The 22945-nt window shown below is 66.2% G+C and carries 28 protein-coding genes; 1 reads left to right on the forward strand and 27 read right to left on the reverse strand.

The annotated features are described in order from the left end of the window. Positions 1 to 170 precede the first annotated feature (170 nt). The 27 genes from S2M10_RS16005 to S2M10_RS22755 form a co-directional block, all read right to left on the reverse strand. Positions 171 to 1967, reverse strand: a complete 1797-nt coding sequence (locus tag S2M10_RS16005; RefSeq protein ID WP_168846969.1) for an SGNH/GDSL hydrolase family protein — start codon at positions 1965 to 1967, stop codon at positions 171 to 173. A gap of 78 nt (positions 1968 to 2045) precedes the next feature. Further along, positions 2046 to 2309 carry a hypothetical protein gene (locus S2M10_RS16010; RefSeq protein ID WP_168846970.1) on the reverse strand — a complete coding sequence of 88 codons (264 nt, stop codon included), beginning with the start codon at positions 2307 to 2309 and terminating at the stop codon, positions 2046 to 2048. A 172-nt stretch (positions 2310 to 2481) separates the two neighbouring features. Beyond that, a complete protein-coding gene (locus tag S2M10_RS16015) occupies positions 2482 to 2874 on the reverse strand; it encodes a hypothetical protein (RefSeq protein WP_168846971.1) in 393 nt (130 codons plus the stop codon). After that, on the reverse strand, positions 2871 to 3365 hold the full coding sequence (locus S2M10_RS16020) for an N-acetylmuramoyl-L-alanine amidase (RefSeq protein WP_168846972.1): 495 nt from the start codon (positions 3363 to 3365) through the stop codon (positions 2871 to 2873). Before S2M10_RS16020 ends, S2M10_RS16015 begins: the two co-directional genes overlap by 4 nt. 12 nt (positions 3366 to 3377) lie before the next feature. Next, positions 3378 to 3560: a hypothetical protein gene (locus S2M10_RS16025; protein WP_168846973.1), complete on the reverse strand. Its 183-nt coding sequence runs from the start codon at positions 3558 to 3560 to the stop codon at positions 3378 to 3380. After that, complete coding sequence (locus S2M10_RS16030) at positions 3544 to 3750, reverse strand: hypothetical protein (protein ID WP_168846974.1); 207 nt, start codon at positions 3748 to 3750, stop codon at positions 3544 to 3546. Before S2M10_RS16030 ends, S2M10_RS16025 begins: the two co-directional genes overlap by 17 nt. 52 nt (positions 3751 to 3802) lie before the next feature. Continuing rightward, complete coding sequence (locus S2M10_RS16035) at positions 3803 to 4123, reverse strand: hypothetical protein (protein ID WP_168846975.1); 321 nt, start codon at positions 4121 to 4123, stop codon at positions 3803 to 3805. Between the two features lie 11 nt (positions 4124 to 4134). Further along, complete coding sequence (locus S2M10_RS16040) at positions 4135 to 4908, reverse strand: hypothetical protein (protein WP_168846976.1); 774 nt, start codon at positions 4906 to 4908, stop codon at positions 4135 to 4137. Continuing rightward, positions 4908 to 5255 carry a hypothetical protein gene (locus S2M10_RS16045; RefSeq protein ID WP_168846977.1) on the reverse strand — a complete coding sequence of 116 codons (348 nt, stop codon included), beginning with the start codon at positions 5253 to 5255 and terminating at the stop codon, positions 4908 to 4910. Before S2M10_RS16045 ends, S2M10_RS16040 begins: the two co-directional genes overlap by 1 nt. Before the next feature lies 1 nt (position 5256). Then, the gene (locus S2M10_RS16050; protein WP_168846978.1) at positions 5257 to 8844 is read right to left on the reverse strand and encodes a hypothetical protein; all 3588 of its coding nucleotides are present in this window, start codon (positions 8842 to 8844) and stop codon (positions 5257 to 5259) included. Continuing rightward, the gene (locus tag S2M10_RS16055) at positions 8844 to 9266 is read right to left on the reverse strand and encodes a hypothetical protein (protein WP_168846979.1); all 423 of its coding nucleotides are present in this window, start codon (positions 9264 to 9266) and stop codon (positions 8844 to 8846) included. Before S2M10_RS16055 ends, S2M10_RS16050 begins: the two co-directional genes overlap by 1 nt. Before the next feature lie 3 nt (positions 9267 to 9269). Next, positions 9270 to 9857, reverse strand: a complete 588-nt coding sequence (locus tag S2M10_RS16060) for a hypothetical protein (RefSeq protein ID WP_168846980.1) — start codon at positions 9855 to 9857, stop codon at positions 9270 to 9272. Beyond that, on the reverse strand, positions 9857 to 10450 hold the full coding sequence (locus S2M10_RS16065; protein WP_168846981.1) for a hypothetical protein: 594 nt from the start codon (positions 10448 to 10450) through the stop codon (positions 9857 to 9859). Before S2M10_RS16065 ends, S2M10_RS16060 begins: the two co-directional genes overlap by 1 nt. Next, entirely contained in the window at positions 10447 to 13626 is a 3180-nt protein-coding gene (locus S2M10_RS16070; RefSeq protein ID WP_168846982.1) for a D-alanyl-D-alanine carboxypeptidase family protein, read from the reverse strand. The genes S2M10_RS16065 and S2M10_RS16070 overlap by 4 nt, the downstream gene beginning before the upstream one ends. A 33-nt stretch (positions 13627 to 13659) precedes the next feature. After that, a complete protein-coding gene (locus S2M10_RS16075; RefSeq protein WP_348770618.1) occupies positions 13660 to 13824 on the reverse strand; it encodes a phage tail assembly chaperone in 165 nt (54 codons plus the stop codon). Then, a complete protein-coding gene (locus tag S2M10_RS16080) occupies positions 13791 to 14183 on the reverse strand; it encodes a GTA-gp10 family protein (protein ID WP_168846984.1) in 393 nt (130 codons plus the stop codon). Before S2M10_RS16080 ends, S2M10_RS16075 begins: the two co-directional genes overlap by 34 nt. Next, positions 14180 to 14608 carry a phage tail tube protein gene (locus S2M10_RS16085; protein WP_168846985.1) on the reverse strand — a complete coding sequence of 143 codons (429 nt, stop codon included), beginning with the start codon at positions 14606 to 14608 and terminating at the stop codon, positions 14180 to 14182. Before S2M10_RS16085 ends, S2M10_RS16080 begins: the two co-directional genes overlap by 4 nt. A 21-nt stretch (positions 14609 to 14629) precedes the next feature. After that, entirely contained in the window at positions 14630 to 15022 is a 393-nt protein-coding gene (locus tag S2M10_RS16090; RefSeq protein ID WP_168846986.1) for a hypothetical protein, read from the reverse strand. Next, entirely contained in the window at positions 15022 to 15534 is a 513-nt protein-coding gene (locus S2M10_RS16095) for a hypothetical protein (protein ID WP_168846987.1), read from the reverse strand. The genes S2M10_RS16090 and S2M10_RS16095 overlap by 1 nt, the downstream gene beginning before the upstream one ends. Then, positions 15531 to 15875 (reverse strand): phage head closure protein, encoded by a 345-nt coding sequence (locus tag S2M10_RS16100; RefSeq protein WP_168846988.1) that lies wholly within the window; start codon positions 15873 to 15875, stop codon positions 15531 to 15533. Before S2M10_RS16100 ends, S2M10_RS16095 begins: the two co-directional genes overlap by 4 nt. Next, the gene (locus S2M10_RS16105; protein WP_168846989.1) at positions 15872 to 16408 is read right to left on the reverse strand and encodes a hypothetical protein; all 537 of its coding nucleotides are present in this window, start codon (positions 16406 to 16408) and stop codon (positions 15872 to 15874) included. Before S2M10_RS16105 ends, S2M10_RS16100 begins: the two co-directional genes overlap by 4 nt. Further along, on the reverse strand, positions 16408 to 16734 hold the full coding sequence (locus S2M10_RS16110) for a hypothetical protein (protein WP_168846990.1): 327 nt from the start codon (positions 16732 to 16734) through the stop codon (positions 16408 to 16410). The genes S2M10_RS16105 and S2M10_RS16110 overlap by 1 nt, the downstream gene beginning before the upstream one ends. A gap of 57 nt (positions 16735 to 16791) precedes the next feature. Next, positions 16792 to 18078: a phage major capsid protein gene (locus tag S2M10_RS16115; protein ID WP_168846991.1), complete on the reverse strand. Its 1287-nt coding sequence runs from the start codon at positions 18076 to 18078 to the stop codon at positions 16792 to 16794. 93 nt (positions 18079 to 18171) lie between these two features. Further along, positions 18172 to 18801, reverse strand: coding sequence for an HK97 family phage prohead protease (locus S2M10_RS16120; protein WP_168846992.1), 630 nt, complete (start codon positions 18799 to 18801; stop codon positions 18172 to 18174). Further along, entirely contained in the window at positions 18770 to 20074 is a 1305-nt protein-coding gene (locus tag S2M10_RS16125; protein WP_168846993.1) for a phage portal protein, read from the reverse strand. Before S2M10_RS16125 ends, S2M10_RS16120 begins: the two co-directional genes overlap by 32 nt. Then, the gene (locus S2M10_RS16130) at positions 20074 to 21876 is read right to left on the reverse strand and encodes a terminase TerL endonuclease subunit (protein ID WP_168846994.1); all 1803 of its coding nucleotides are present in this window, start codon (positions 21874 to 21876) and stop codon (positions 20074 to 20076) included. Before S2M10_RS16130 ends, S2M10_RS16125 begins: the two co-directional genes overlap by 1 nt. Before the next feature lie 4 nt (positions 21877 to 21880). Then, entirely contained in the window at positions 21881 to 22285 is a 405-nt protein-coding gene (locus S2M10_RS22755; protein ID WP_247650854.1) for a P27 family phage terminase small subunit, read from the reverse strand. A 147-nt stretch (positions 22286 to 22432) separates the two neighbouring features. On the opposite strand from S2M10_RS22755, the gene S2M10_RS16140 reads away from it, so the two are divergent. Then, entirely contained in the window at positions 22433 to 22861 is a 429-nt protein-coding gene (locus S2M10_RS16140) for a hypothetical protein (RefSeq protein WP_168846906.1), read from the forward strand. Positions 22862 to 22945: the final 84 nt, after the last annotated feature.

Consider the following 22945-nt stretch of genomic DNA (forward strand, 5'->3'; position numbering starts at 1 on the left):
ATTCCGCAGGCCACCCGGCAAAGCCGGTCGCCTTTGGTTACAACCGCGGCCGCGGGCCGATCCTAACGGCTAAGCTCGGGTCGGCGGCGCCATATTGCATGCTGTCGAGCGGCCGACAACACCGCAGGCTCGATCGGCACCAGGCACCCGACTGGGCCGCGCCTTGCGTATCAGACGGAGACCTTCAGCATCCCCATCTGCGCGAGTTGCACCGTGGCGGAGACGTTGGCGGTGGCGCCGGTGTAGTTTCCGAACTGCAGATCCATGTACACGACCACCTGCGACGGCGACGAGATCAGTCCGGGTCCGCCGTTTGCGGCGTCCATATTTGGATCGGCCAGGTCGATCATCTGCGTTTGCAGCTCCTCCCATTCACCGCCCGCATCGAACCCAGCGCTGTTGATGTAGTAGCCGAGCCGATCGCCCGAACCTCCGGGCGAGCCGCCCTGATCATAGGCTCCTTGGCTCTTGGCGACTGTCGCATCGGTGATGGAAATGCGGAGCCGAGCTCCAAGCAGCTGCTGACTGCCAGGGAGGACGCGTCGCTTGCAGACGCCCTGCAGCTTGTCGGTGAGGGCGACCGCGGAACCAGACGCCAGCTGGTAAATCTGCAATGTGTAGCTGGACTGATCGGGCAGCGTGCCGCTGACCGATATCTGAAACATCGGGAAGCCGTCCGGAGTAGTGCCCGTCTTGTCGCAGGTTACGGTGATACCGGCACCCGCGCCAGTGCCGCTGACTGCCCAGCCTTGGGGAATGGTTGCCGCCGTAGGTGCGGTGCCGAAGTTTGCTCCAACGACCTGTCCGTTGCCGCCAGGCGTGAGCAGCGGGTTCGAATGAATGAACGGCGCACCGGCTGCAGTCGGGAGCGTGATGCGCTTGGGCAGGTTCGTCCAGACCGAGCCATATGCGGCCGCCAGGCGGTCGATCACGAGCTGGCCCCACTTGCGCGAGCCCCACGGCGTCGGATGCCGATCATCCCGCAGCCAGCCGAGATGGTTTGTGCCCGACGCAGCGTCGTACGACGGCCCCATCGAGTCGACGACGAGCACGTCGTTCCGGGCGTTGGCGTGGCCGCTGTCCGCGTCGAGCGTGTTGATCCACGCGGAGAAGGCCAGCTTGTTCGCTGTGGTGCCGCCAGCGATAGAGCCGTCGATCTTCTTGCCGGTGCCGGTTTCGTTCAAGATCACCTTGAGCTGGCCAGGCCGCAAATTGTTCAGGATCGCGAGCAGGTTGGTACGGCTCGTGGACGACAGCAGGCTGTCCGCGTCGTTCACGCCGTAGAGAATTACCGCAATGCCGGCAGGATGCGCCGCCGCATAGTCCATGCCCTTGTTCGTGCTGTCGGTGCCCCGGAACCAGGTCTGCGGGCTGCTGTTCGTGACGACGCCGCTGGCGTTCTGCCGGGGCACGGCGGCGCCCTGCGTCGTAGTCGAAGCCGAAATGCCGAAATTCGGATAGCGACCGAACTTGAGCCGGTTCTGCGAAAGCACCTGTACCCAGCCGATCGGCCCGAAGATGCTGGTTCCCGCGGTATAACCGGCCGTGCCCGTCAACGTGCCGGCGAGCACCGTATCGGTGCGGCTGTCCCCGATGCCGATCACGTCCCAGTTGGTCGGCGTAATGCGGCTGCTGACCGGGGTGGGCGTTGGGGTTGGCGCGCCGCCGCCGGTGCAGTTGATCGGATATTCTATCGCACGGGCGGTAGGGCCGCTGCCGATCTGTTCGCGGACCAGGGCTGTCTGCGTCTCGTTTGCAGCCAGGGCCGTGGCCAGCTTGAGTCCATCGCCATTGTCGAGAGCGATGTTGGCGTTACCGGCGGAAAGCAGCGAGAAGGTCGACGTGCTGCCCAGAAGGCGTACCAACGAGACGACGCGACCCGTAGCGCCCGCAGGCACTACAACAGAGCGCACGGCCGGAGCGCCGCCGGCAGCGCCGCCGCCGCCGAACGCGAATGCAAAACTCATGATGAACGGCTTTCGTTAGCAGGGGGCAGCGCTGGAAAGGCTCAAGGTAGCGCAACCGGGCCGCGTTGGGCTGACGTCTCAGAGGTGGGCGATCAGATCCGCCGCAGTTGTGCCGGTCGAACGGATGAACGCGAACCGCAGCGGCAGGAAGCCACTACCGAGATTCTTCCAGACATGATCGGTGGTATCGTCGACCAGGCGACCCGTGATGTTGCCCCCGGTGCCGACATAGATGCCTTTGGGAACGTCGGGCAGCGCCACCGTGTCGCTTGGCGTGATGTCGAAGCACTTGCGCGACGGACCGATGATGGTGTCGGCGGTGCCCTGATACTTGTCGGCCATGATCGGCTCCTATTTCGGTTGGGAGGGAGGCTGCGGACAGTAGACGCGCAGCGGCTGCGCGCCGGCGGCCAAGACCGCGCACTGCAGACGGATCAGATCCGCACGAAGCTTGCCGCCGGTGTCGTAGAGCTCGAGCTGGGTTCGATGGGCGGCCGCGCCGTCCTGGATCCCTTCAGCGGTCCGCTGGGGTCGTGGGAGCTTCGCCGGCTCCGCCAGCAGCTCGGCCGGGATCTTCGCCATTGGCGACGGCGGCAGCCTGATCGAGGATGCGCAAGCCGTCAGCGTCATCGCAGACGTTGCGATACACAGGGCGCACCACCACGCGTTCGGTTTCATGATACAGTTCCTTCACGCTGGCCTGGCGTCGGGTTTCACGCTCGGCGCCGGCGAGCGCGCCGCGGTCGACCAGGTCCTGGCGCTTCGCCTCTTCCTTCCGCACCGCAGCCTCGACGGCCGCCTGCTTGCCGATCTGGATCGTGGCGCCGTCGTGGCGGCCGAAGGCGTAGACACCACCGAGCAGCAGCAGGGCGGCGATTCCGCCGCCCAGGCCGAGCAAGGGGTTCATGCCTTGATCCCGACCGCAGCCAGGTCAGACGCTACATCGAAGCACGGGCAGCTCTTCAGCCACTCGTTGGACGTTATCTTGCCGTCGCCGTTGCGATCCGGGCTCCAGTCGCGATGGCCGCGGATCCGCACGCCGGGGTAGGTCACGCGCAGCTGACGCAGCAGCAGGTAAAGTGCCGATCGCTGGGCGGGCGTGCGTGTGTCCGCCGGAGTCTTGCCGTCCTCGAGGAGACCGCCGACGTAGCAGATGCCGAGATTGCCGGTGTTCTTGCCGCCCACATGAGCGCCGCGCTGGTCATGGCGCAGCGTCTGTGTGGTCTTGCCGTCGAGCTCGATCACATAGTGGTAGGCGACCTGGTTCCCGAGGTCCTTCCGCGCCAGGTCCATGGCGGAGATCTGCTCCGCGGTGAGCGCCCTGCCCTTCGGCGTGGCCGCGCAATGAATGGTGATGTCGCGGATCCTGTTCGGATCCATCCAGGCAGGCGTACCCATGCTCAGCTCCTGTCAGTGCTTGGAGCGCGCCCGGGGCGGCCGGGTCGCGCTGTGGTAGATGCGGCCAATCGCGGCAACGCCGGCCGCAAGCGGGTCCAGGGCCGGCTCGGCATCGATGACGATGATCGAGACGCCGGCGATCGCGCGCTCGAGCAGCTCGACGGCCGCCGCGCGAGGATCAGGCTTGATCGCCATCGGTCGGCTTCCCGGTGACCTTCATGGCAAGCGCCATGATCGCGCGGGCCATGCTCTTGTCGGTTTCGAGCCGGTCCTTGTCGTATTGGAGGCGCTCTGCGCGCTCTTCCTTCCGCTGCTGCAGTAGGAAAAGGCAGACGACGCCAAGCGGTCCCGAGCCCACCAGGGCCGAGATGATCGAGGGATCCATCGATGTCTCCGAATTCAGGTGAGCGGACTGCGGGCGCCGGCGCTGGCGCGGCTTAGGTCGCCGTGGGAACGGTTGTGCTTGTCGGCGCGACGGGTTCCACCCAATTTGCGACGTTGATGCCGAGGCCCGTCATGCCTTGGAACACGGCCTCGATGCCGATCCCGAAGAAGCTGTCGTCCTTGGGACCGTTCGCACGGATGTCGGCGAGCTGCTGGTGAATGCCGATGAAGGCTTCGCTTTCCACCAGCGGCTTGACCGCCAGATACACCTGGTGGCGCGCGAGCGCGGCCTGATAGGCTTTCTCGCGCTCGTAGACGGCCAGCTGCTCGCGCATCTCGGCCGCTTGTTCGTCGGTGATGATCGGGTTTGGCATCGTCGTTCTCCTCAGAAGAATTGAGCGCCGACCGGGACGCCGGTCACATCGACCACGAAGAGGCTCAGCGGGATGGCGTAGTCGGGCGGCTGGGTAGGGTCCGAGGTTGGGCCAACAACGACGTCGTCCCAGCTCAACATGCGGGTCTGGATGGTCTGGCCGCCGTTGGTGACGAAGCCGCCGTAGACCTTACCGTCGTTGTCCCAGCGGTACTGCGTACCGGGCGGAGGATCTTCAGGGTCGACGATGATGGGGCCACTGCCGCCGCTGTAGGCTCGGACCTGACCGGAGATCCTGTGCGACGCAAAATTGGCTTGGCAGAACGCCAACTGGCGCCCGGCGTAGGTGCTCGACTGCTCACCATCTCTCACGATGCCGCCGATCAGGTCGAGGATCTGCATCACCCTTTGAGATGAGGAGAAGACGATCTCCTGCGCCGGATTGCGCACCTCAAGCCCACTGCTCACTGCAGGGATGGTATTGCTCCGCTCGAAAATGAAATAGCTGAACGCCGTTCCGACTGGCGCGTTGGTGGCGTAAATACGCTGGCCATTGTCGGCTCGGCGCCCAGCATAAGCGGCGGCGTACCCGCTCCCGCCAGCCAACGCGACGAGGCATTGCGTGAAGGTGTTCGTCGTCGGCACCGAGAGGCTGTTCGGTGAGGTGTTACCAACCTTGTGAGCTTCGACGAACGTCGTTCCAGACACTCGCAGGGCATAGGTCAACAGCCCGCTCGTGATCTGCAACTTCTGATTCTGGTCATAGACCTCGAAGCCCGACTGCATCAGCGGATTCCGTAGATGATCGTCTGAACCGGGCGATTGTATAGCAGGCCGTTCGAATATTCGGCCGGGCGCGGGAAGGTCCAGATCAGGGATGAGCCGCTGACGCTCCACGTCGCGTCATAGCCAGCATCGTCGAAGCCGCCGTCGATGCGGCACCAGAACGGAACGTGCATCGCGAACTGGGTGAAGCGAGCATCCACGATCGAGCCTGACTGCGCATCGCCGGTGAAGCTCGGGCCTCCCGGCGCCGCGCCGATCGTCGCGGCGCCGAGGAACTTCACAACGGCCGTGGTCTGATTGAAGAGAGTGGTGCCGTCCTCCAGCCCGACCCAAAGGCCTACCGGCACGTCACCACCGCCCGAGCTTCACATTCGGCTGGCCATTCGGGTAGAAGACGAACACACCCCGGCCGCTGATCTCGGTGCTGCCGTCGCCGTCGCTTCCGACGATCCGGACATCTCCGACGATGTCGACGCCAGCGCCGCCGTTCGCGTCGGCCCGAACCGTCATCTGCGCGCGATTGTTGCCCGCTACCGCGAGCACGTGCCAATATGCTGCCGCCCGCCCGTTCAAGCCGACGATCGCGCTTTCTGTCGTGGTGATGCGGGAACCGAGCTGGCTTGGCTGGGCGCCACTGAGTTGCGCCTCGACGGTCGACGTCCGATTGGCAATCGCCGCGCCCTGATCGGCCCGAGCCGTCTCCTCTGCGGCGATGCGCGCCTGCAGCTGGCTGCCCTGCGAACCTGCAAGCTGGGCCTCTGTGGTCGAGAGGCGGTTAGAGAGCACCGCGTCCTGATTCGCCCTCGTCGTCTCTTCCGCCGTGATCCTCGCGAGGGCGCTCCCCGCATCAGTCAGCGCTTTCCCTGCTCTGATCTCGCCATCAGTCGCAGGGCGGACGTTGAGGTAGAACCACCGCATGTACTTCGCGGCGATGGTGCGCCCGAACCCACCCCAGCCTCCCATGGCGTGCAGATTGACCGAACCGGAGGAAGTCCAGTTGATCATCTTCGAGAACGAGCGGACGCCCGAGAGGTCGCCTACGGCACCGCTGGTATCCGCTTCCGCCACAAAATCGATGCCCTGAGCGCCGCTCAATGTCACACCTGCACCGGAGAGGCTCGCCTGATCCAGCGATATCGTTGCTTCGATCACCCATGCACCGGGCGTCATCCAGACACGCTGAAGGAGGCCCCAGTCCACGTTGGGGGTGTCGTTACGAAAATCTGCGCAGAACAGGCTGCCCCGTACAGAACCGCCTGAGGAGCGTGCGATCCTACCACCGTTCAGCTGCCAATAATCCCACTGCGCCGGCAGCGAGGAGTCATCGGGCCAGCGCGCGAAATTGGGGTTGAACGCCGTTCCAGCTGCAGATGTGCCTGCCCCCGCCTCCAAGGACGTCGCGCGGTTGGCGAGCGCTGCATCTTGCCCGGCGCGCGTCGTCTCTTCGGTCAGGATACGCGCTTTCAAGGCGCTGTCCTGAGTACCGGCGAGCTGCGCTTCGGTCACCGCCGTGCGGCTGGCAATCGCATTGTCGCCGTTCGCGCGGGCGACCGCTTCATCCCCGATTCTGGCGGACAGAACGCTCGCTTGCGCGCCGGCGAGCTGCGCCTCCGTCGTGGAGATGCGATTGCCTAAAGCGATATCGTCGCGCGCGCGGACGGTAGCCTCATCTGTCACTCCTGCAGATGCGCCGTCTGCTGTCGACTTCACGGCCGCCAGAGTGGTGTTGATCGCACCCTCGGCATTCTTGGCCCGCTGCACCTCGATCGCGAGGTCTGCGCGAGCGGCGGCAGCGTCATCCCGAGCATGCGAGGCGTCGACCTGCGCGGAAGTGACATCCGCATCGAGCTGCGCCTTGACCGCGGCGAACTGGTCGCGCGCCGGAACCACGTTTCCGTTGGCGTCTTTCACCGCGTCCGCGATGTCCTGCGCGGGAACGCCGCCAATCGACGACTGCAGCGCTTGAGACAGCAGGTCGAGCGCGAACCGCAAATCGGTGAGCACGCCGGTGAAGGTCGCGCGAGTGACGAATGTATCCAGCGCCACATTGTCCCAGGCGGGCGACAGAGAGTCGCGATATGCCAACCAAGCGGCCCAGGCCTGCGCGGCGGTCGCCCGCGCATTCACCACCGCAGGCACGTTCGGCGAAAGCGCTGCCTGCGCATCGAGCAGCCCGCGCTCGTTGGTCAACTCCCCATTCTTGGGGATAAGGATCCGCGCCTTTTCGTCGCGAGAGAGGATGCCGTCGTCACCCAGGCCGGCCACGGCCGCGATCGCGGCGTTTGCCCGCGCCGAGGCGCCGTCGGCGGCCTGCTGCGCGTCCTGAACCGCCAGGATGATGGGGTTGTTCGACGTGTTGTAGACGTTCGGCGCTGCGGCCTGGACGGCGGGGCGATCGGCACCACCAATGGGATAGATGGCCGGATCCTCTACCCGGAGCGTCATCGCGCACTTGCCGCCGGCTGCATATTGCTGGTCGACCACGCGGAATGGCTTCCGGACGAAGCCCAGCGCCGCGAGGGTGAATGGCAGCGGGTCACCGACGCGATATTTCCAGGCACGGATGTCGAACGTCGCCTGGAAGGTGCGGTCGTACTGCCGGCGCATCAGCGCCTGCGCCGCCACACGCTGCGCCTGCGCCGGGCTCTGCACGGCCGACAGATCGAGGGGCAACGTGCGATCGATCCCATCGACGGAGGCGATGCCGACATCCGGATAGGGCAGCAGCTGATACAGGGAGTTCGGCGAGGGATCGGTGAAGCGGCCGCGCACGACGTTCGGCACGTCGGTGATCGCCGGATCCGGCTGCCAGACGAAGGGGCCGACAAGATCGTCGTCATTGAGACCATCGTCGGCCGCGATCGCGGCGAGGTCGTTATGGGCGATCGCCAGGCCGAGCTTGCCCGATCGTTCGGTGATGCGGCCGCAACAGGCGGCGCAGAGCATGTTCAGCCGGGTGGTGGGATCGTCGCCCTCGGAGAGGGTCGCGGCGCCGACATACCGGCGCTCGGTACCGCCGGCGGCGAGGGTGACCGCCTCGTCGCAAAGGTTGGCGGCGATGATATAGGACTCGAGATCGATCCGCTTGACGGGCAAGCCGAGGCCGACCGACAGCTTCTTCTCGCCGGTCGCCGGATTGGTGATGCGCCAACCGAGCTTCTCGCGCAGGATCTGCAGCGCGACATTGTTGCCGATCACAGTCCCGTCATCCGCGGTGTAGCGCCAGGTAGACTGATCGGTCGCGCGCATCGGCCCCGAGCCGCCGGGCACGGTGCTGTCCCGGCGCGGATCGTAGACCGGCGAACCCTTCCCAATTACGGTGATCCGCTGCGGGATGCCGGATGAGAACGGGCTCTCGGCCTTGCTCGAGTTGCCGGTGACCTTGAATTCCAGATGTGAATAGGCGCAACCGGTCAGTCGGCAGAGCGCATTCCACCGGCTGCCCGGGGCCACGTTGGCGATGATGGAGGGCGATCCCTCCGTCACGACCTGACGCACCCAGAAATAGTTGATGAAGCGCCCCTGCGTGCCGCCGGTTGCGGTCCAGGCCAGTTCGTCGTTCAGCCAGATCGCGTCCACGCTCTGGATGCGGTGACCGGCGTGCGCAACGATCAGGCCGCAACGCTCCTGATTGGTTCCGAACCACTCCTGATACCGGACGTCGGTCGGCAATGCTGTCTCGCCGAGGGCCGACTTGCGCAGTGCCTGCGGGTCGATCGAGAGCGTCAGACGCTCGCTTTGCGAACTGGGGACGGTGGGCGGCTTGGAAAGCAGCGCACCCGCGATGCTGAGGCCGGCGCCGATCGCGGTGAGCGTGCCGGCGCCGACGCCCAGGAAGCCTGTAACCGCACCGGCCAGCGGCGCGCCGAGGCCACCGCTGGCGACGATCGCCACGACACCGACGACGGCCGCCGCGATTTTCGCGACCTTCGCCATCAGCAACTCCGTCCCACGGCCCAGGCGAACGGCTCGTCCCACTTCGCCCGTTCGATCAGGACCAGGCCTTCGCGGTCGCCGACACTCCCCACCGCGATCAGGGCTGCGCCCATGCAGATTCCCAGCGCGCCCCCGGACATCACGATATCGCCGCGTTGCGCCGTCGCGGCGGCGATCGGCGTGAACTTCTGGTCCAGTGTCGGGGCCAGCGCGCCGGCGCCGAACCGCTTCAGCACGCGCAGCGAACCGATGCGTGTCGTATAGCGGCCGCGAAACTCGGCCATGTAATCGAAGCCGGTCATCGCGTAGACGGCGCCGGCGGCGAAGGTGCAGCAGTCATGGCGGCCCCATTCGAAGGGCATCAGGCGCAGGGGGTCGAGGTACGCGGAGAGCCGCGCTTCCCAGTCGACATAGCGATCCATGGATCAGGCCTTCTTGCCGGCGCCGTTGGCGATCGCGATCGCGAGCGCGGCGCTCTGGTCGCCGGGATCGAAATCGCTCTGGGTGAGATAGGTCCGGTTCGACGCCTGCGTGAACCAGGCGAGATAGCCTTCGACGTCGAGCTCGATGACCTGCGATTCGGCGCTGCCGAGCACGCGCGGCACCGCCATCACGCCGGTGTGATAGCACCATACTGCCCCGAGTTGAGACAGGGTCTTAGGATCGAGCATGCCTTTCCAGAGGCGCGCGTCTCTGCCCTGCCATCGCTGGCGATCGCCGATTTCGTTCATGGTCTCGTCGTCGATGCTGGCCAGGCCGGACAGCTTCAGGGTGACGGTGTCCGCCCCCTTTTCGCTGAGCTTCACGTCGCCCACGGAAACGAAGCGGGGGTCCAGGGCCTCGAAGGTGAAGCCGTCGAGATCCTCGTCGCCGGTCCCGGTGAAGGTGATGTCGTAGGGGGCGTTCGTCACGCGCATCGGCGCGCCGGCAATGTCGAGAAAGGCGAAGTCCACCGGTCGACGGACGCTCGCCGCCAATGCAGCCTGTGCAGCGTTGTCCGGCTTGTCAGCCATCAGAACGCCTCCTCGCAATCGAGCTCGACCTGGTAGAGCTGGCCAGGGGACACGGTCCAGCCGGGCTTGCTGTCCTTGAGCGACATAACGCCATAGGGCCGCCGCACCTCGATCGGAGCGCCGGCGGCCGGCGAGCTCCGCATTGGCACGGCGAACGACAGGACTGCGTTGCCGCTGCTGTTGGCGACGACGTCGTCGACGAGCTCGAGCAACTGGTCGCCCACCGTGACCAGACATCCGCTGACCAGCTTCAGCCCAGGCGGGCCCCACCCGATCGTGATGAGCGACGAGCCCGCCTGCCCGCCGGCAGCGACGGTGACGGCCACGCCGCTGATCTGATCTTCTTCGGTAGCGCTCAGCCGAAAGCTGTTCGCGGTGCCCCGGAGCTGGGCGAGGAAGGCGCGCCAGGGGCGGAATGCGGCTTCGCCCTGGATGACCGGCAGGGTCACCTTCGCCTCCCAGCGCGGAGCCTGGGGCAGTATCACGGTGCGACGCTTGCCGGTGAACTCGGAGCGGTTCGACTGGGAGGGCTGATCGTGCGCCCAGGTTACGGTTGCGGGTATCGGACGCGCCGGCATGGCGATGAGTGTCATCCATAGCCTCCCGGCAAGACGGGTCGGTTGGCGCGGCGAAGCGTCCGCTTCTCGGCGCCGGCCATGATCGGTTCGGCCGCCGCACCGATTGTGCGGACGGAAACCTCTTCCATCCGCGCGTCGAGCAGCGGTGAGGCGTCCACGCGCACCCGGGCCTCCACCTGCACGGCGCCCGCCGGTATCGGCCGGGCAAGGGACTGGGGCGCAACGGCGTTGATGTCGGGGATCCGCGGGATATAGCCCGCCGGCGCGACCAGGCCGCCAGTGGCGAACCCGGGCAGCACGCCGCGGTTCATCGCGTCGATCAGCGGCCAATACCGGCGGGTCGCAGCTGCGTTGACGATCGACTCGCCGGTCGAGAGCGCAATCGGATCCTGCCCGTTCAGCAAAGCGAGGATGCTGTCCGACGTGGGCGACCCAGGGCCGGTTATCCTGCCGGCCGCGTCGACCTGCCCACCATCGGCGAATCCGAAGATCTTACCGATCGACTTGATCAGCCCCCCGCCCTTTTTGGCGCCCAGCGCTCCAGCTAGGTTGAGCACGTCTCCACCGCCGACCCCGGATGCGAAGTCCTTCTTTCCGCCCAGACCCAGCCAGTCGATCGCCTGCAGCTCGAGCATCTTGATTCCGATGCGGGCGAAGTCGGAAAGCACGGAGCCGACCAGGTCGCCGAACTCGCCTTTCAGGCCGAGAAGCTTTGTGATCTGGCGGGCCTCCGCGTCTTCGAGGCGGCCGAAACCTTCGACGGCGACCTGCTCGAGCGCCGAGTTCATATCCGCCGTCGTGTCGAGCAGCTCCTGCCGGTACCGCTGCAGCGGGCTCGCATACTGCCGGTCGAGCGCCGCCTGCTCGATCGGACTGCGGGCGTTGATGGAGTCGATTTCGCGCTTGCCCTGCGCGCGCGTTGCCGGATCGTTGCTGTCGATCTTTCGCTGAGCAGCCTTCCGGGCCTCCTCGCGCTCGAGCTCGAGAATGCGTTGCGCGATCGAGCGGCGTTCCGACAGCGTGGTTGCCAATTGCTCCTGGACCCGGAGCGTCTGCAGGCGGTCCTGGAGCGCCTGGCGATCCAACTCGAACTGCTGATCCAGAAGCCGCTGCTGCTTGGCGCGCGCTATCGCGGTCTTCTCTGCTTCGTAAGCGCCCTGGTTCAGCGCGCTGAGCTGATCAAATTCGGCGTTGGTGAGCTTTCCGGCGGCTAGCTGGCGCTGGTAAGCTGTCTCGCGGTTGACCGTCTCCGCTCGGAGCTGTTGAAATGCAACGTCGGCCTGGTCCTCGGTACCTTCAGCCAGCGACTGCTGCGCGCGTAGGTACCGGTCTTGGGCTTGCGCGAGCTCGGTGCCGAAAGAGGCGCGGCGATTGGCTTCCTTGTCTGCAACCCTGGCAGGGTCCGCCTTCTTCTCGGTCGCGAATTCCACGTGATAGTGGCCACGCTCCTTGAAGATCTTGGTGAGGCGGACTCCTTCCTTCTCGAAGGCCTCGCGGATCGCCTTCACAGTGACTCCGGGCTCAATCTGGATGTCGAGAGCCTTGCCCTTCTCGTGTGCGCTAGTACCGGGCTTCGCAACCGGATTGTCGGATGGTCGGCCCGCTGCCACCCAGTCGTCATAGAGCTGCTGCTGGCGCGTGGTGCTCCGATCTGCGCTGTTGACCTTGAACCCAGCGTCCCGCGCGATCGTCGCGGCTTCGGACGATGTCAACGTCCGACCATATTCGCGGTTGTCCTTGGCGCTTGATCGAGCGGCCGCCTGCCGCCGTTGTTCGGCCTCGATCTCCTTCTTCTCGGCCTTATCCCATATGACGAGCTGACCCTTCAGGCTAGCAGCGTACTCGTCGCTGGCCTGTGCCCGAGCGCGCGCCGCGTCGCGCAAGTCGTCGTACTTGCGCTTGATACCGGTCAGCGCATCGCTCTCCGCTGCCGCATCATCCACAGCAAGCGATACGCGTGCGGCGCGAGCGCCCTCCTGCCCCCCCGCGATCAGTTTGCGAGCTTTGCGAACTCTCTCTTCGGCCGCTTTGACACGCTGATCAGCAGCGCCAATGGCGGAAGCGACGGCGGCCCCTCCCCCTGGGCCTGCCTGGTTGCCGGTCCGAAGACGAGCAGCCGATTTCTGCGCGCGATCGAGGTTCAGCAGTGCGCTCGCGAGCTCTCTTTTGCCGCTGGATTCCTGAGCCTCTGCATCGAGGAGTCTCTGCTGCGTCAACTGGCGCTGGCTTTTCAGGCCACGCTCCAGCTCCTCGTTGACCTTCCGCTGTATCTCGAGCTGGCCGTCGAGTGTCTTTGCAAATGCCTCGTGAGCCTGCCGGGCGATGTCGGTCTGGCGAGCGTCGTCGCCGAGCTTCTTGGTCGCCTTCTCAAGCTCGTTGTTGCTCTCCACCAGCTTCAGGACCAAGGGGACGAGCGCGACGGCAGCAGCCCCGGCGACCTGGACCCACGGGTTGCCGAGCACACGGAGCAGTCCGGTGGATTCCGACGTCATCAGCTGCACAGCCTGCGTCACCTGCCCGAGCTGCTGAGCGAAGATGATCTGTGGCGGCGTGCCCGCAGCGAATCCCGTCGCGACGTCGTTCAGGTTGAAGGTCAGCTGTTGCAGGCCCGCTTTGGCCTGCCCGCTCATCTGGGTTACCCGCTTGCCGGTCACTGCCGCCGTAGCGCCGGTGGCGTTGAGCTCGCCCTGTACCTGCTCGAGAACTCTGGCCTGCGTCCGCAGTGCGGCCGCTTGCTCCTCGGCACCCTGAGCAGCAGCAGCGGCGGCGAGCGCATAGACGCGCGCCGCCGCGCTGTCGCCACTCGTGGCCGCCGCTGCTCGTTCGGCCGCAACCGCAATCTCGCGCAGCGCTGCAGCCTGCGAAGTGGCAGCCGTGGCCGCTTCGCGCGCTGCGCCGGCGTCGATGTTGATCGCGCCCGCCTTGGTGAGCGGCGTGGCGATCGCCTTCTCGGCCTGCTCGCGGATCGCGTCGAACGACCGGGTATAGGCCTGCTCGAGCTGCTTGGCGGCCTGCGCCGGATTGCTGCCGCCCAGCTTCTGGAATGCGTCCTCGATCCGCTGAAGCTGGTTCTCGGCCGAGGTGCCGAACTCGGCTAGGATCGACTTGCCCGCCTTCAACGCGGTGCGCAGCGGATCGGTCGTGCCGTCGACCTGCAGGTACAGGTCACGGCGTGACGGCGATCGGGCCATCGTCACCTCCAGAAAGCAGGAAGCCCCCCAGGATCAGCGTTTGTTCGCTTCCTGGCGGGCTTCGATCATTGCCCAGAATTCATGGCTGGTGGCACGCCAGAACTGGTCGGCCGACCAGCCAAAGGCATCGAGCGCGATGCCCATCAGCTTGCGGTAGGGAAAGCTCAGCTCTCCGCTACCGCCTTGGCTTCCCCCGATGCCTTGCGGCCTCCCAGCGCTGCGTCGATCAGCACCAGTGCGAGCCGCGGCATGATGGTCCGCATACCGGCCTCGTAGGCCAGCTGCGCGATCCGCTCGTCATCGACGTTGCGGACGAAGTCGCTGTCGGACCCGGCGCGGATCAGTTCGGCCGCAATCACGCCCACCTGGCGAAGCGAGAGCTCGCCGGTGTTCGCCATGCGGGCAAGAACGGTCAGAGCATAGCCTGCCTTCTTCTCCGCCGCGGCGATGGCCTCGAAACTGGGGCGCAGCACGTAGGTCTTGCCGCCCAGCACGAGCTCGTGCTCGCCGCGCTCCTCGTTGCCGGTCCCCGCCGGCGCGACGTCGGCCGCGCTCACGAGGTGGCCGTCAGGTCGTCGACGATTGGCGCGGCCACGTTCGACAGGTCGAACGAATAGGTGACCGGCGCGTCCTTCGCCGCGTTCATCGAGAAGTTACCGACGCCCATGCGCCCGTGGTACTTTACCACCGTGCCCTTCATGATCTTGATGTTCAGCTCGGGCGGGGCGACCTTGGACTGGTCGGAGACGCGCTCGAGCGCGGTGTCGGGCAGCTTCACGTTGCCGTTCACCGAGATGGTGATCTTCTGCTTGCCGTAGCCGGTGGCGCCGTAGACGCCGTCGTCCTTGGTCGAGAAGTCGATCTCGGCCGAGCTGCGCTTCACTTCGAAGCCGCCTTCACCGCCGAGCGCGTCGAAGTCTTCGGTCGGCGTCCCACCGTCGCCGATGTGGATGCGCCAGTCATTGGCATATTCGTAGGCCATGTTCACTCCTGTTCCCGGCGATCAGGCCGGTTCTGCGTACACTTCGAATTTGAGGAGACCGGCATAGGTGACGCCGTCCGGACCTGCCTGGCTGGCGCTGCCGGCGACGCACTGCAGGCGCCCAAAGGTGGCGCCGGCGGCCGTGAACGGCTGCTCGAGCACTGCGGTGCGAGCGGCGTTCATGATGCTGAGCAGCGGCGCGCGGCCTGGGCCGCGATAGACGCTGATCACCTCAAAGGTGACCAGGAACAGGTCGTCACGCTCCCGCTCGAAGTCGACATCGCCGACGAGGGTGAACGGCGGGAGAGTCCCCTGCTTCACATGCTGGGTGACCAGGCCATGCTCCGCGAGCATCCCAGCGCGCAGCGCGCCGAGCGCGGCCACCTGGACCGTACCAATTGGATCGAATGTCATCAGACACCTGCCCTTTGGAAGGTGTTGGACCAAAAGTCCGCGACCCGCTGCGCGACAATCGCGTCGGCATTCGGTGCGAAAATGAAGTTGCGCGGTGCCATCGCTTTCACGCGCAGGGGGTATGGCTTGCCGTCATAGATGACGCGTTTCGTCGTTCCGTATCGGCCATTTCCACGGACCTTGCGCTTGAGGTGCCGCGTAACAAGAACGGTTTGCGCCTTGCGCCCGTACTGAACGAAGCGGCCGTAAAAGACCTTGGTCTTGTTGCCCTGGCCGCGCGCGCCCTTTGCGCTGATAAAACCAACCCGGGCGCGCAGCTCGTCGACCATCACCCAGATCGAAAGGAACCCAGCCAGTTCACCGGTGTCCTTCGGAGCTGCTGAGCGCTGCCATGCGAGCAAGTCGCGACTGATGATCCCTAACTCTACGGCTAGTTCATCTCGGGCTGCGCTGCTCACCTGATCCATCATTTGCTGGATCGCGTCGACGCCCTGCAGCTTCTCCCAGATCATGGTTCTGCCCGCGCGCTCTCGGTGGTGGCCAGGATGACGAGCTGCTCGCGCTTGCCATCCGGATCCACGGCCGAGGTGATGTTGAGCTCGCGGCCGGCATAGCCGCGCACCTGGTCGGCGGGCTCGATGCCCCCGCGCCAGCGGATGCGGATCCGGTAGGTAGAGATGCCCTGCAGGGCCTGGTCCATCACCGATTCCCGGCCGTCGAGCCCGAGGACTTCCGCCCAGGGCGTGGCGATCGTCGTCCAGCTGGTGTCGTACCCGCCGTCATCGTTGGGAGCCTCGGTCGGGCGGCGGATCTCGAGCTTGTGCCGGAGATCCTCCGATCGGAGCGGCTTCACGGGTTGATCCGCTCGTTCACGATCAAGGCCTCGATCAACGGATCGCGGCTTTCGAAGCGGGCGCGCAGCACGGCGAACACGGCGAAGCGGAGGTTTTGCGGTACCGACGCAGCATCGGCGTAGCCGACTGCCAGGTCGACGGCGATCACCTGGTCGGCGTCGCGCGGCTGCGGCCAGACGTTGCCGGCCGCGGGCCGCACGCCGCGGTCGATGCCGGCGCCGAACAGTTCATAGGCCGAGGGATCGAGCAGCTGCTCGGCGCCGGCGCGATCCTGGTACCGGATAGCGAGGACCTGGTTAACGGGGCCAACGTCGAAATGCGCGAGATCCGCGAAGCTGTCGGCCAGCACCTGGACGGTCTGTGCCACCAGGCGCTGGCCGGTCGCCTGCTCCACCTCGCTGCGGGCGGCGACGAGCAGCATGCCGATTTCCTCGTCCAGCGCATTGCCATCGGCGCGCAGGTATTCGCGGGCCTGGTCAAGCGTGATCGGCTCGGCCGCCGGCGCGACGAGAAGGGTCGGCGCGCTGAACATCAGGCGGGCTTCGCGAAGCGCGCGAGAACGAGGCGGATCCCCTCTTCCGGATCGCAACGGTGCGGATCGTTGCGAGCCAGGCCGATCGTCGGGCCTTCCATGCTGGTCAGCATCGTCAGGCCGACCTGCCCGTCGGCGTCCTCCTCGAGGCCGAGCTCCGCCAGCCGATCGGCAAGTGGGCGCGGATCGGTGGCGTTCTCCTGTTCCTGGGATGCGCCGCTGCCATCGGCAGGCGCATCCGATGCCGGCGGCGCAGTCTCTTCGGCGGGTGTATCGGTGGTGTCGTCCGCGATCGCAGCCGCGGCGGATTTGGCGCGAGTGGCCATGCTCGTTCTCCCGGGTTGGACGAAAACGGGGCGAGCCGGAGCCCGCCCCGTTCCGGATCAGGCCAGCTTCAGGTGCTTGACCGCGCTCGGGTCGACGAGCTCGCCGTCGTAGCGGATCAGGCCGGCAAGCCCGACCTTCGGCCAGAAGCGCTCGCGCACGGTGCCGATCAGGGGGTTGCCCACCTTACGGACCCAGTAGCGGCTGAAGTCGCCGAACAGGATGGCGCGGTTACCGGTAGCGATCGGCGGCACGTCGTCATTCACCGAATAGGGCTTGTCCAGCAGCATCGCCGGCGCGCCGACGCGGATGTCGCCCATCGCCCAGAGATAGTTGCCCTGCCCGTCCTTCAGCTTGCGAACCGTGGCGAGCGTGCTGTCGGCGAACATCCAGCGGCACTTCGGCGAGCGGCGATACGCCGCGTTGACCGAATGCTGGAGATCGATCAGCTCGTCGCCGGCGATCGCCAGAGCGGAGGCCGCGGTCTTGCCAAGCCCGGAGGCGGTAACGATGCCGTTCGGCTGGCTGTTGCCGGTGCCCGTGGTCAGGCGAGCGTTTGCCTTGCGGCCAAGCCGCTGGCCCAGCGCATCAGCGAGGAACTCCTCCAGGTCGAACAGCGAGTCCTGCATCAGCTCGAAGCTGAGCTTCACCCAGGGCGTGGCATCGACGAACGCGTCGAGGCGGGCCTGCCCGAACACAGCGTCGCCGCTGCCGTCGTCCGTCAGGTCGGCGCCTTCCCCGAGCGCGCTGGCCGAACCGGCGGTATCGTCGTTGGTCGGGACGTCGAACTCGTTGCCGGAGCTGGTGGTGATGACGCGGCAGATATCCTCGTCATACATCGGACCCCAGTCCTTCATGACACGGACGATCTCGTCCGCCAGCTCGCGCGGCACGGTGTAACCGCCGGCTGCGGCGGTTCCGGCGATCTGGGTGCGGATTTCCGCGTCGTAGCCGCGGCGCAGCAGCGCGCGCTGCTCCGGCTCAAGCGCGGTCGGATCGCAGCCGGCGCGGCAGAACGCGTCGAAGGCGGCGCGATATTCGGCCTGGGCCTTCTCGCGCGCGCTGCTGCCGGCGGGCTCGCCATCGCTGCCACGGGTCTCGACATCGTCGCCGTGCGGGCGCTGGCGGTAACGGCGCTCCTCTTCCTGCTTTTCGATCTCGGCCTGGCGCGCCTCGCGAGCGATCGTCTTGTCGAGCTTGTCGAGCTTGGCCATGATCGCGTCATGGCGCTGCTCGAGCTCGGTCGCGCGGCTGTCGTCGGTGTTCGCGGTGATTTCGTCCAGCGCCGAGCGGGCTTCGGTCACCAGCTGGCCGCGCTGATCATGCAGTTCCGTCAAAGTGGGCATTGGGTGCTCCTGGGCATGAAAAAGCCCGCCGGGGGCGGGCGATTGAGGGCGGGCGCACTTGCTGCCAGCCACCTCCGGCTCAGCCGGGAAATGTTATCGAAGGCCGCGCTCGGCCTGGGCCTGGCGGGCTCGTCGCTCGGCGATGCGGGCGGCGGCGGCTGCACGGTTGTGGTCGCGTCGCTCGGCACGGGCATGCTCGAGCGAGCGGAGGCCGACCGTCGTGTCCGGATACGCCGGCGACGAGGTGTAGGTGATCTCGAACAACGCCGCCTCGAGGATCGTGCGGTGCGGCGGGTCGACCGTCTCGTCCCACTGTTCCTTGCGGGCGGCGAAACCGAAGGACATGCCCGGAATATCGCCGCGATCGATCTGAACAGAGAGATCGCGGCCATCGGTGGTGTCGGGCAGCGGATTCTCGAACGCCAGCCCGGTCGCATCCTCGCGCAGGGTGAGCGTGCCTGCGCCGAGGCGGCCGACGACGCGGCCGCGATCGTGGCTGTGCAGCGCGACGACGTCGCGTTCCTGGAGCGACTTGGTGAAGGCGCCGGGTGCGATCGTCTCGGTCCAATAGCCTCCGATATCGGTTTTGGTGTTGAACAGCGCCGCATAGCCGGCCGCGGTTCGGGTCTGCTGCTCCGCGGTCACGGCGCGGACCTCGATCGCGCTGCTAAACGCGCGCGTCTCGCGCCCGTCACGCGTCTTGCTGGTCGCCGGCGTCGTCATCGGCTGGATCTCCATTGTCGTTGATCGGCGGGCCGCCGTTGTGGCCGATCGTTGCCGTGGTGGTGCCCAGCGGCACGGTCGCGCCCTGGATGTAGAGCTTGGCGCCGGCACCGGACGGATCCGGCGGGCGGTTCTCGAGCGCGCGGGCCTCGTCGGGCATCAGCTGGCCGGTCTGGATCGCGCGGGCCAGGCCCTCGATCCGGCTCTTGAAATCGCCGCGCTGTAGGCCGTCGAGGCTATGCTCGACATATCGGGAACGTCGGCGCTGGCCGAACAGCTTGAGGTTGAGCTCATCCTCGAACGCCTTCGACCACTGGCCGATGACGTGCTTCACCAGCTGCAGATCCTGCTGCTCGGTATTGGAGAACGTGCCCTTGCTGAGATCCTGCAGGAAGACCGGCGGAAGGTTCCAGATCCGGGCGATCTCCTGGATCTGGAACAGCCGTGCTTCGACCATCTGGCCCTTGGCGGGCTCGATGCCGACCGGCGCAAGCTTGTGCCCGGGCGGGAGCCCGAAGAAGGGCTGTCCCGCCTTGCGCGCCTGATCCACCGCCCGCCAGATGTCTTTCATTGCCCGCTTAAAGCCGTCAGGCCCCTGCGGAAGGGGCCCCTCGAGCGACAGCGGCGGCAACCCGCCGGAGCCGAAAAACTGCGCCGCGAAATTCTGCATCGCAATTGCGAGGCCGATCGCGTCTTTTCCTTCCACGATCGGGCCGCGATGCGAGACCTGGTTCCGTCGGAGCATGAACGTCACGTCGATGACGTCGGACGCCGGATACTCGTTCTGCCCGACGCGATAGAAACGCCGGCCATTGCGGCGGAGTACCGTCGTCTCGTCCGGATCCATCGGCCAGAGCGCGACGGGTGCAATGCCGCGGCGCTCGATCCATGTCAGACCACGGCCGCCCGTGAAGACCTGCTCCCAAATGTAGCGCCGCCAGCCGAAACTGGACCATTCCGCATTGGGCGCCTCGTTGAGCAGCATCTGCAGCTCGCCGTCGACGCGGGCGGCGTCGCCGTTCTCCCCCTTGCGATAGGCATGGAGCGGCAGCGCCGCGAGCGTGCGGGACAGGAAGCCGACCGCAGCCAGCACCGCCGGCACCTTCAGGGCGGATTCGATGGTGACCGGGGGCAGCTGCACGCGGCTCGGGTCCATCTGCCCGAAGAACTGCATGAACTCGTCGTAGCTGGCGCTGATCGGGATCGTGGGGTTCTCGAGCGGATTGGGCGCGGCGCGCTCCTCCCGGCCGAGCATGCGAGCGAGCATGCCCATCAGGCGGCACCGCTCATGCTGAAATTGGGATCATCCCAAGGCGAAGTCGGCACTTCTTCCTCCTCCTTCGACATGGCGACGCCCAGCGCGCTGATCAGCGCGACCGGATTGTCGATCTTCAGGTGCGGCTGCCCATCGGGCTTGCGCGGGTAGACGTTGTCCTTCGCGTCGACCTGGCTGACTACGTTCGAGATCTGCCATTCCATGACGGGACAGCCGCCGTGGCGAATCCGGCCCGACTTGGTCAGCGCGTCGAGCTCCTTCATGGGCTCGCTGAAATTCAGCACCATCGGCCTGTATTCGAGCACCGGGACGCCCAGCTTCGTCAGCGTCGTCACCAGCATCGTGGCCTGGTGGGGATCGTAGGCGACGTGCTCGACCTGGAAGAGGCTCACCGCCTCCGAGATCGCGGTCTGGATCTCGTCATAGTCGATGATGTCGCCATCGGTGACGTCGAGCAGGCCCTGCGCGTCCCAGGCCTTGTAGGCATCGACATCCTGCACCCGGGTTGAAGGCACGAAGTACCGGCCGATGCGGATATACGGATCTTCCGCGGTCGCCTTCTCGCCGATCGGCAGAATGAGATATTCGAGCGCGGCAATGTCGATCTTCGACGCGAGGTCGAGGCCGATCTTGCAGCGTCGGCCGGCGAGCTCGGGCAGCGCCAGCGCATCGCGCGCCAGCATCGGCATTCCGGGATCGCGGCAGCGCCGCCAGGCCTCCACGTCGAAGAACGCGGCCTTCGTGGAAACCCAGAGGTTGAGGTGCTTCGTCTTGAAGACACCGGCCTTGCGGGGCGTGGCGATCGCGTCGCGCTGCCGCGCCTTCAGGAAGTCGGGCTCGATCGAAACGCCGAAGTTCGGGTTAGCCTTGCGGAGCGAGGTCTCCGCCTTCCAGTCGTCGCCCTCGTCGATCGAATACTCGACGAAGAAGGTCTCGTCGTCGAGCGGCGGGCCGCCATTGTGCCCCAGCCCGGCCGCGGCGAGGGCTTCGCGCGCCTCGTCCAGCACGCCGATGCCTTCCAGCCGCTTCCGCTGCTCCTGGATGGAGGAATAGCAAGGGCCAGCCAGATTGTCGCCGGCGGTGGTGATCAGCACCTGCAGGGGCTGCTGGCGGGCGCCCATGCCGGTCTGCATCGTGTCGACCTGACCGTCGTCGGCGTGCTCATGGTATTCGTCGTGGATTGAGCAGCTGGGGCTCTGTCCGTCGCCGGGGTCACCGACGATCGTCTCGAACTTGCTGTTATCCTCGACGCAGACGAGCGACTTGGCGTTGACCTCGATCCCGAACCGCCGGCACAGGGCCGGGGTCCGCTTGGCCATCAGCTGGGCGGGCTTGAACACCTCCCATGCCTGTTTCTCGTTGGTGGCACCCGAATAGACCTCGGCGCCGAACTCGCCATCGGCGCAGAGCATGTAGAGGCCGATGCCCGCCGACAGCGCCGATTTGCCGTTCTTGCGCGGCACGACGACGAACAGGACGCGAAAGCGCCGGAGGCCATCCTTCTTCCGCAGCCACCCGAAGGTACAGGCGAGGATCCAGATCTGCCACGGCTCGAGCTTGAGCGTCTCCTTCTTGCGGGCCCATTTGCCCTTGGAGTGCGGGAGGCGCTCGATGAACCGGCAGACGCGGCTCGCCTTCTCCTCGTCGAAGCGATGGGGGAACGCGTCCCGATCTTGGACAGACAGTTCGTCCAGGAAGCGTTGGCACTGCAGCCGGATCGACTTGCCGGCCGGGATCTCGCCCGAGGTAACGTCGCGTGCATATTGCTTCGCGATCAGTGCATACGGGCGCGCTTCCACTGCATCAGAAGTCGTCGAACTCGCCCGCCTGCGGCTTATCGCCGGAGGCGAGGCGTAGGGCGGCCGAGGGGTTTAGCAAAAGCTCGGCGAGCAGCGATTGCGCCTGACGCATGGCGTCCGACAGCATCGCTACCTCCGGCCGAGCTCGAACCATCTTCGTGACCACGGCGACCTTCCCCGCGCTCTTCACGGTCTCCGAGGTGAAGGTGTCGCCTTCCATCTCCAGCACGGCCTTCAGCCGCTGGATCTGCGACAGCCGTACCGCAAGCAGCGCGACGTGCTCGGCAAAGTGCGGGCTGGCCCGCCCCTGCTGCTCGAGGATCTCGGCGATCGAGCCGAAGGTGAGCTGTTCGAGGTCGCCTAGGTGCATGGGCGGCACCATCTTCCCGATGGCGACCTGGTCGGGCATCTCGAGCTCGCGATCGGCGCGATCCGTCCCCGCCAGCAGCTTCAGCGCCGGGTCTTTCCGTTTCCGACCACTGTTCGGCCGGCTGCCACCTCTAGCCAAGCAGCTTCTCCTCGGGCAGGCAGGCGTCGGGCAAAAGGGGGAGACACGATGGGGACTACGTACGCTGAGGAAGGCAACAAGGAGTCGCTCCGTAACGCGACGTTCCTGCAGGGCGTGACCGCCTCCGCTATCGCGTTCGCCCTTCATGAGGCGGCGGGTTGGCACTCCATCGCGAGCCTCGTAACCGCTGGCGTCAGCGTCGTTGCGTTCGCCGTGAGCTTCTACGTCGGCACGCTATATTCGCACGCCGTCCAAACCTTCATGGCGGTCGGAGCTCGGCTGCGGTCGAGACAATATCATCCGACCATGCACGAGAAGTTGCTGCGCCGGCAAGCCGAGGCACAGAGACAAACCGGCTCGCGATATCGCTGGCAGCTTCGGTTTATGCTGGTTGGCGCCGTGCTCTATTTCGCCGCCGTGGGCATCCATGTCCGCGAAGGGCCGGCGCCGGCAGGCACCGCTTCGGCGACAAAATAGCCCACCTTTTTCCCCTTTGATTTTGCCCGCGTGCAAATTTGATCACTACGCGGTGTCCGCCCCCGGATCGCCCCAGGGATCGCC

The organism is Sphingomonas sp. S2M10 (genome assembly GCF_012650175.1).
Classification (GTDB): domain Bacteria; phylum Pseudomonadota; class Alphaproteobacteria; order Sphingomonadales; family Sphingomonadaceae; genus Sphingomonas.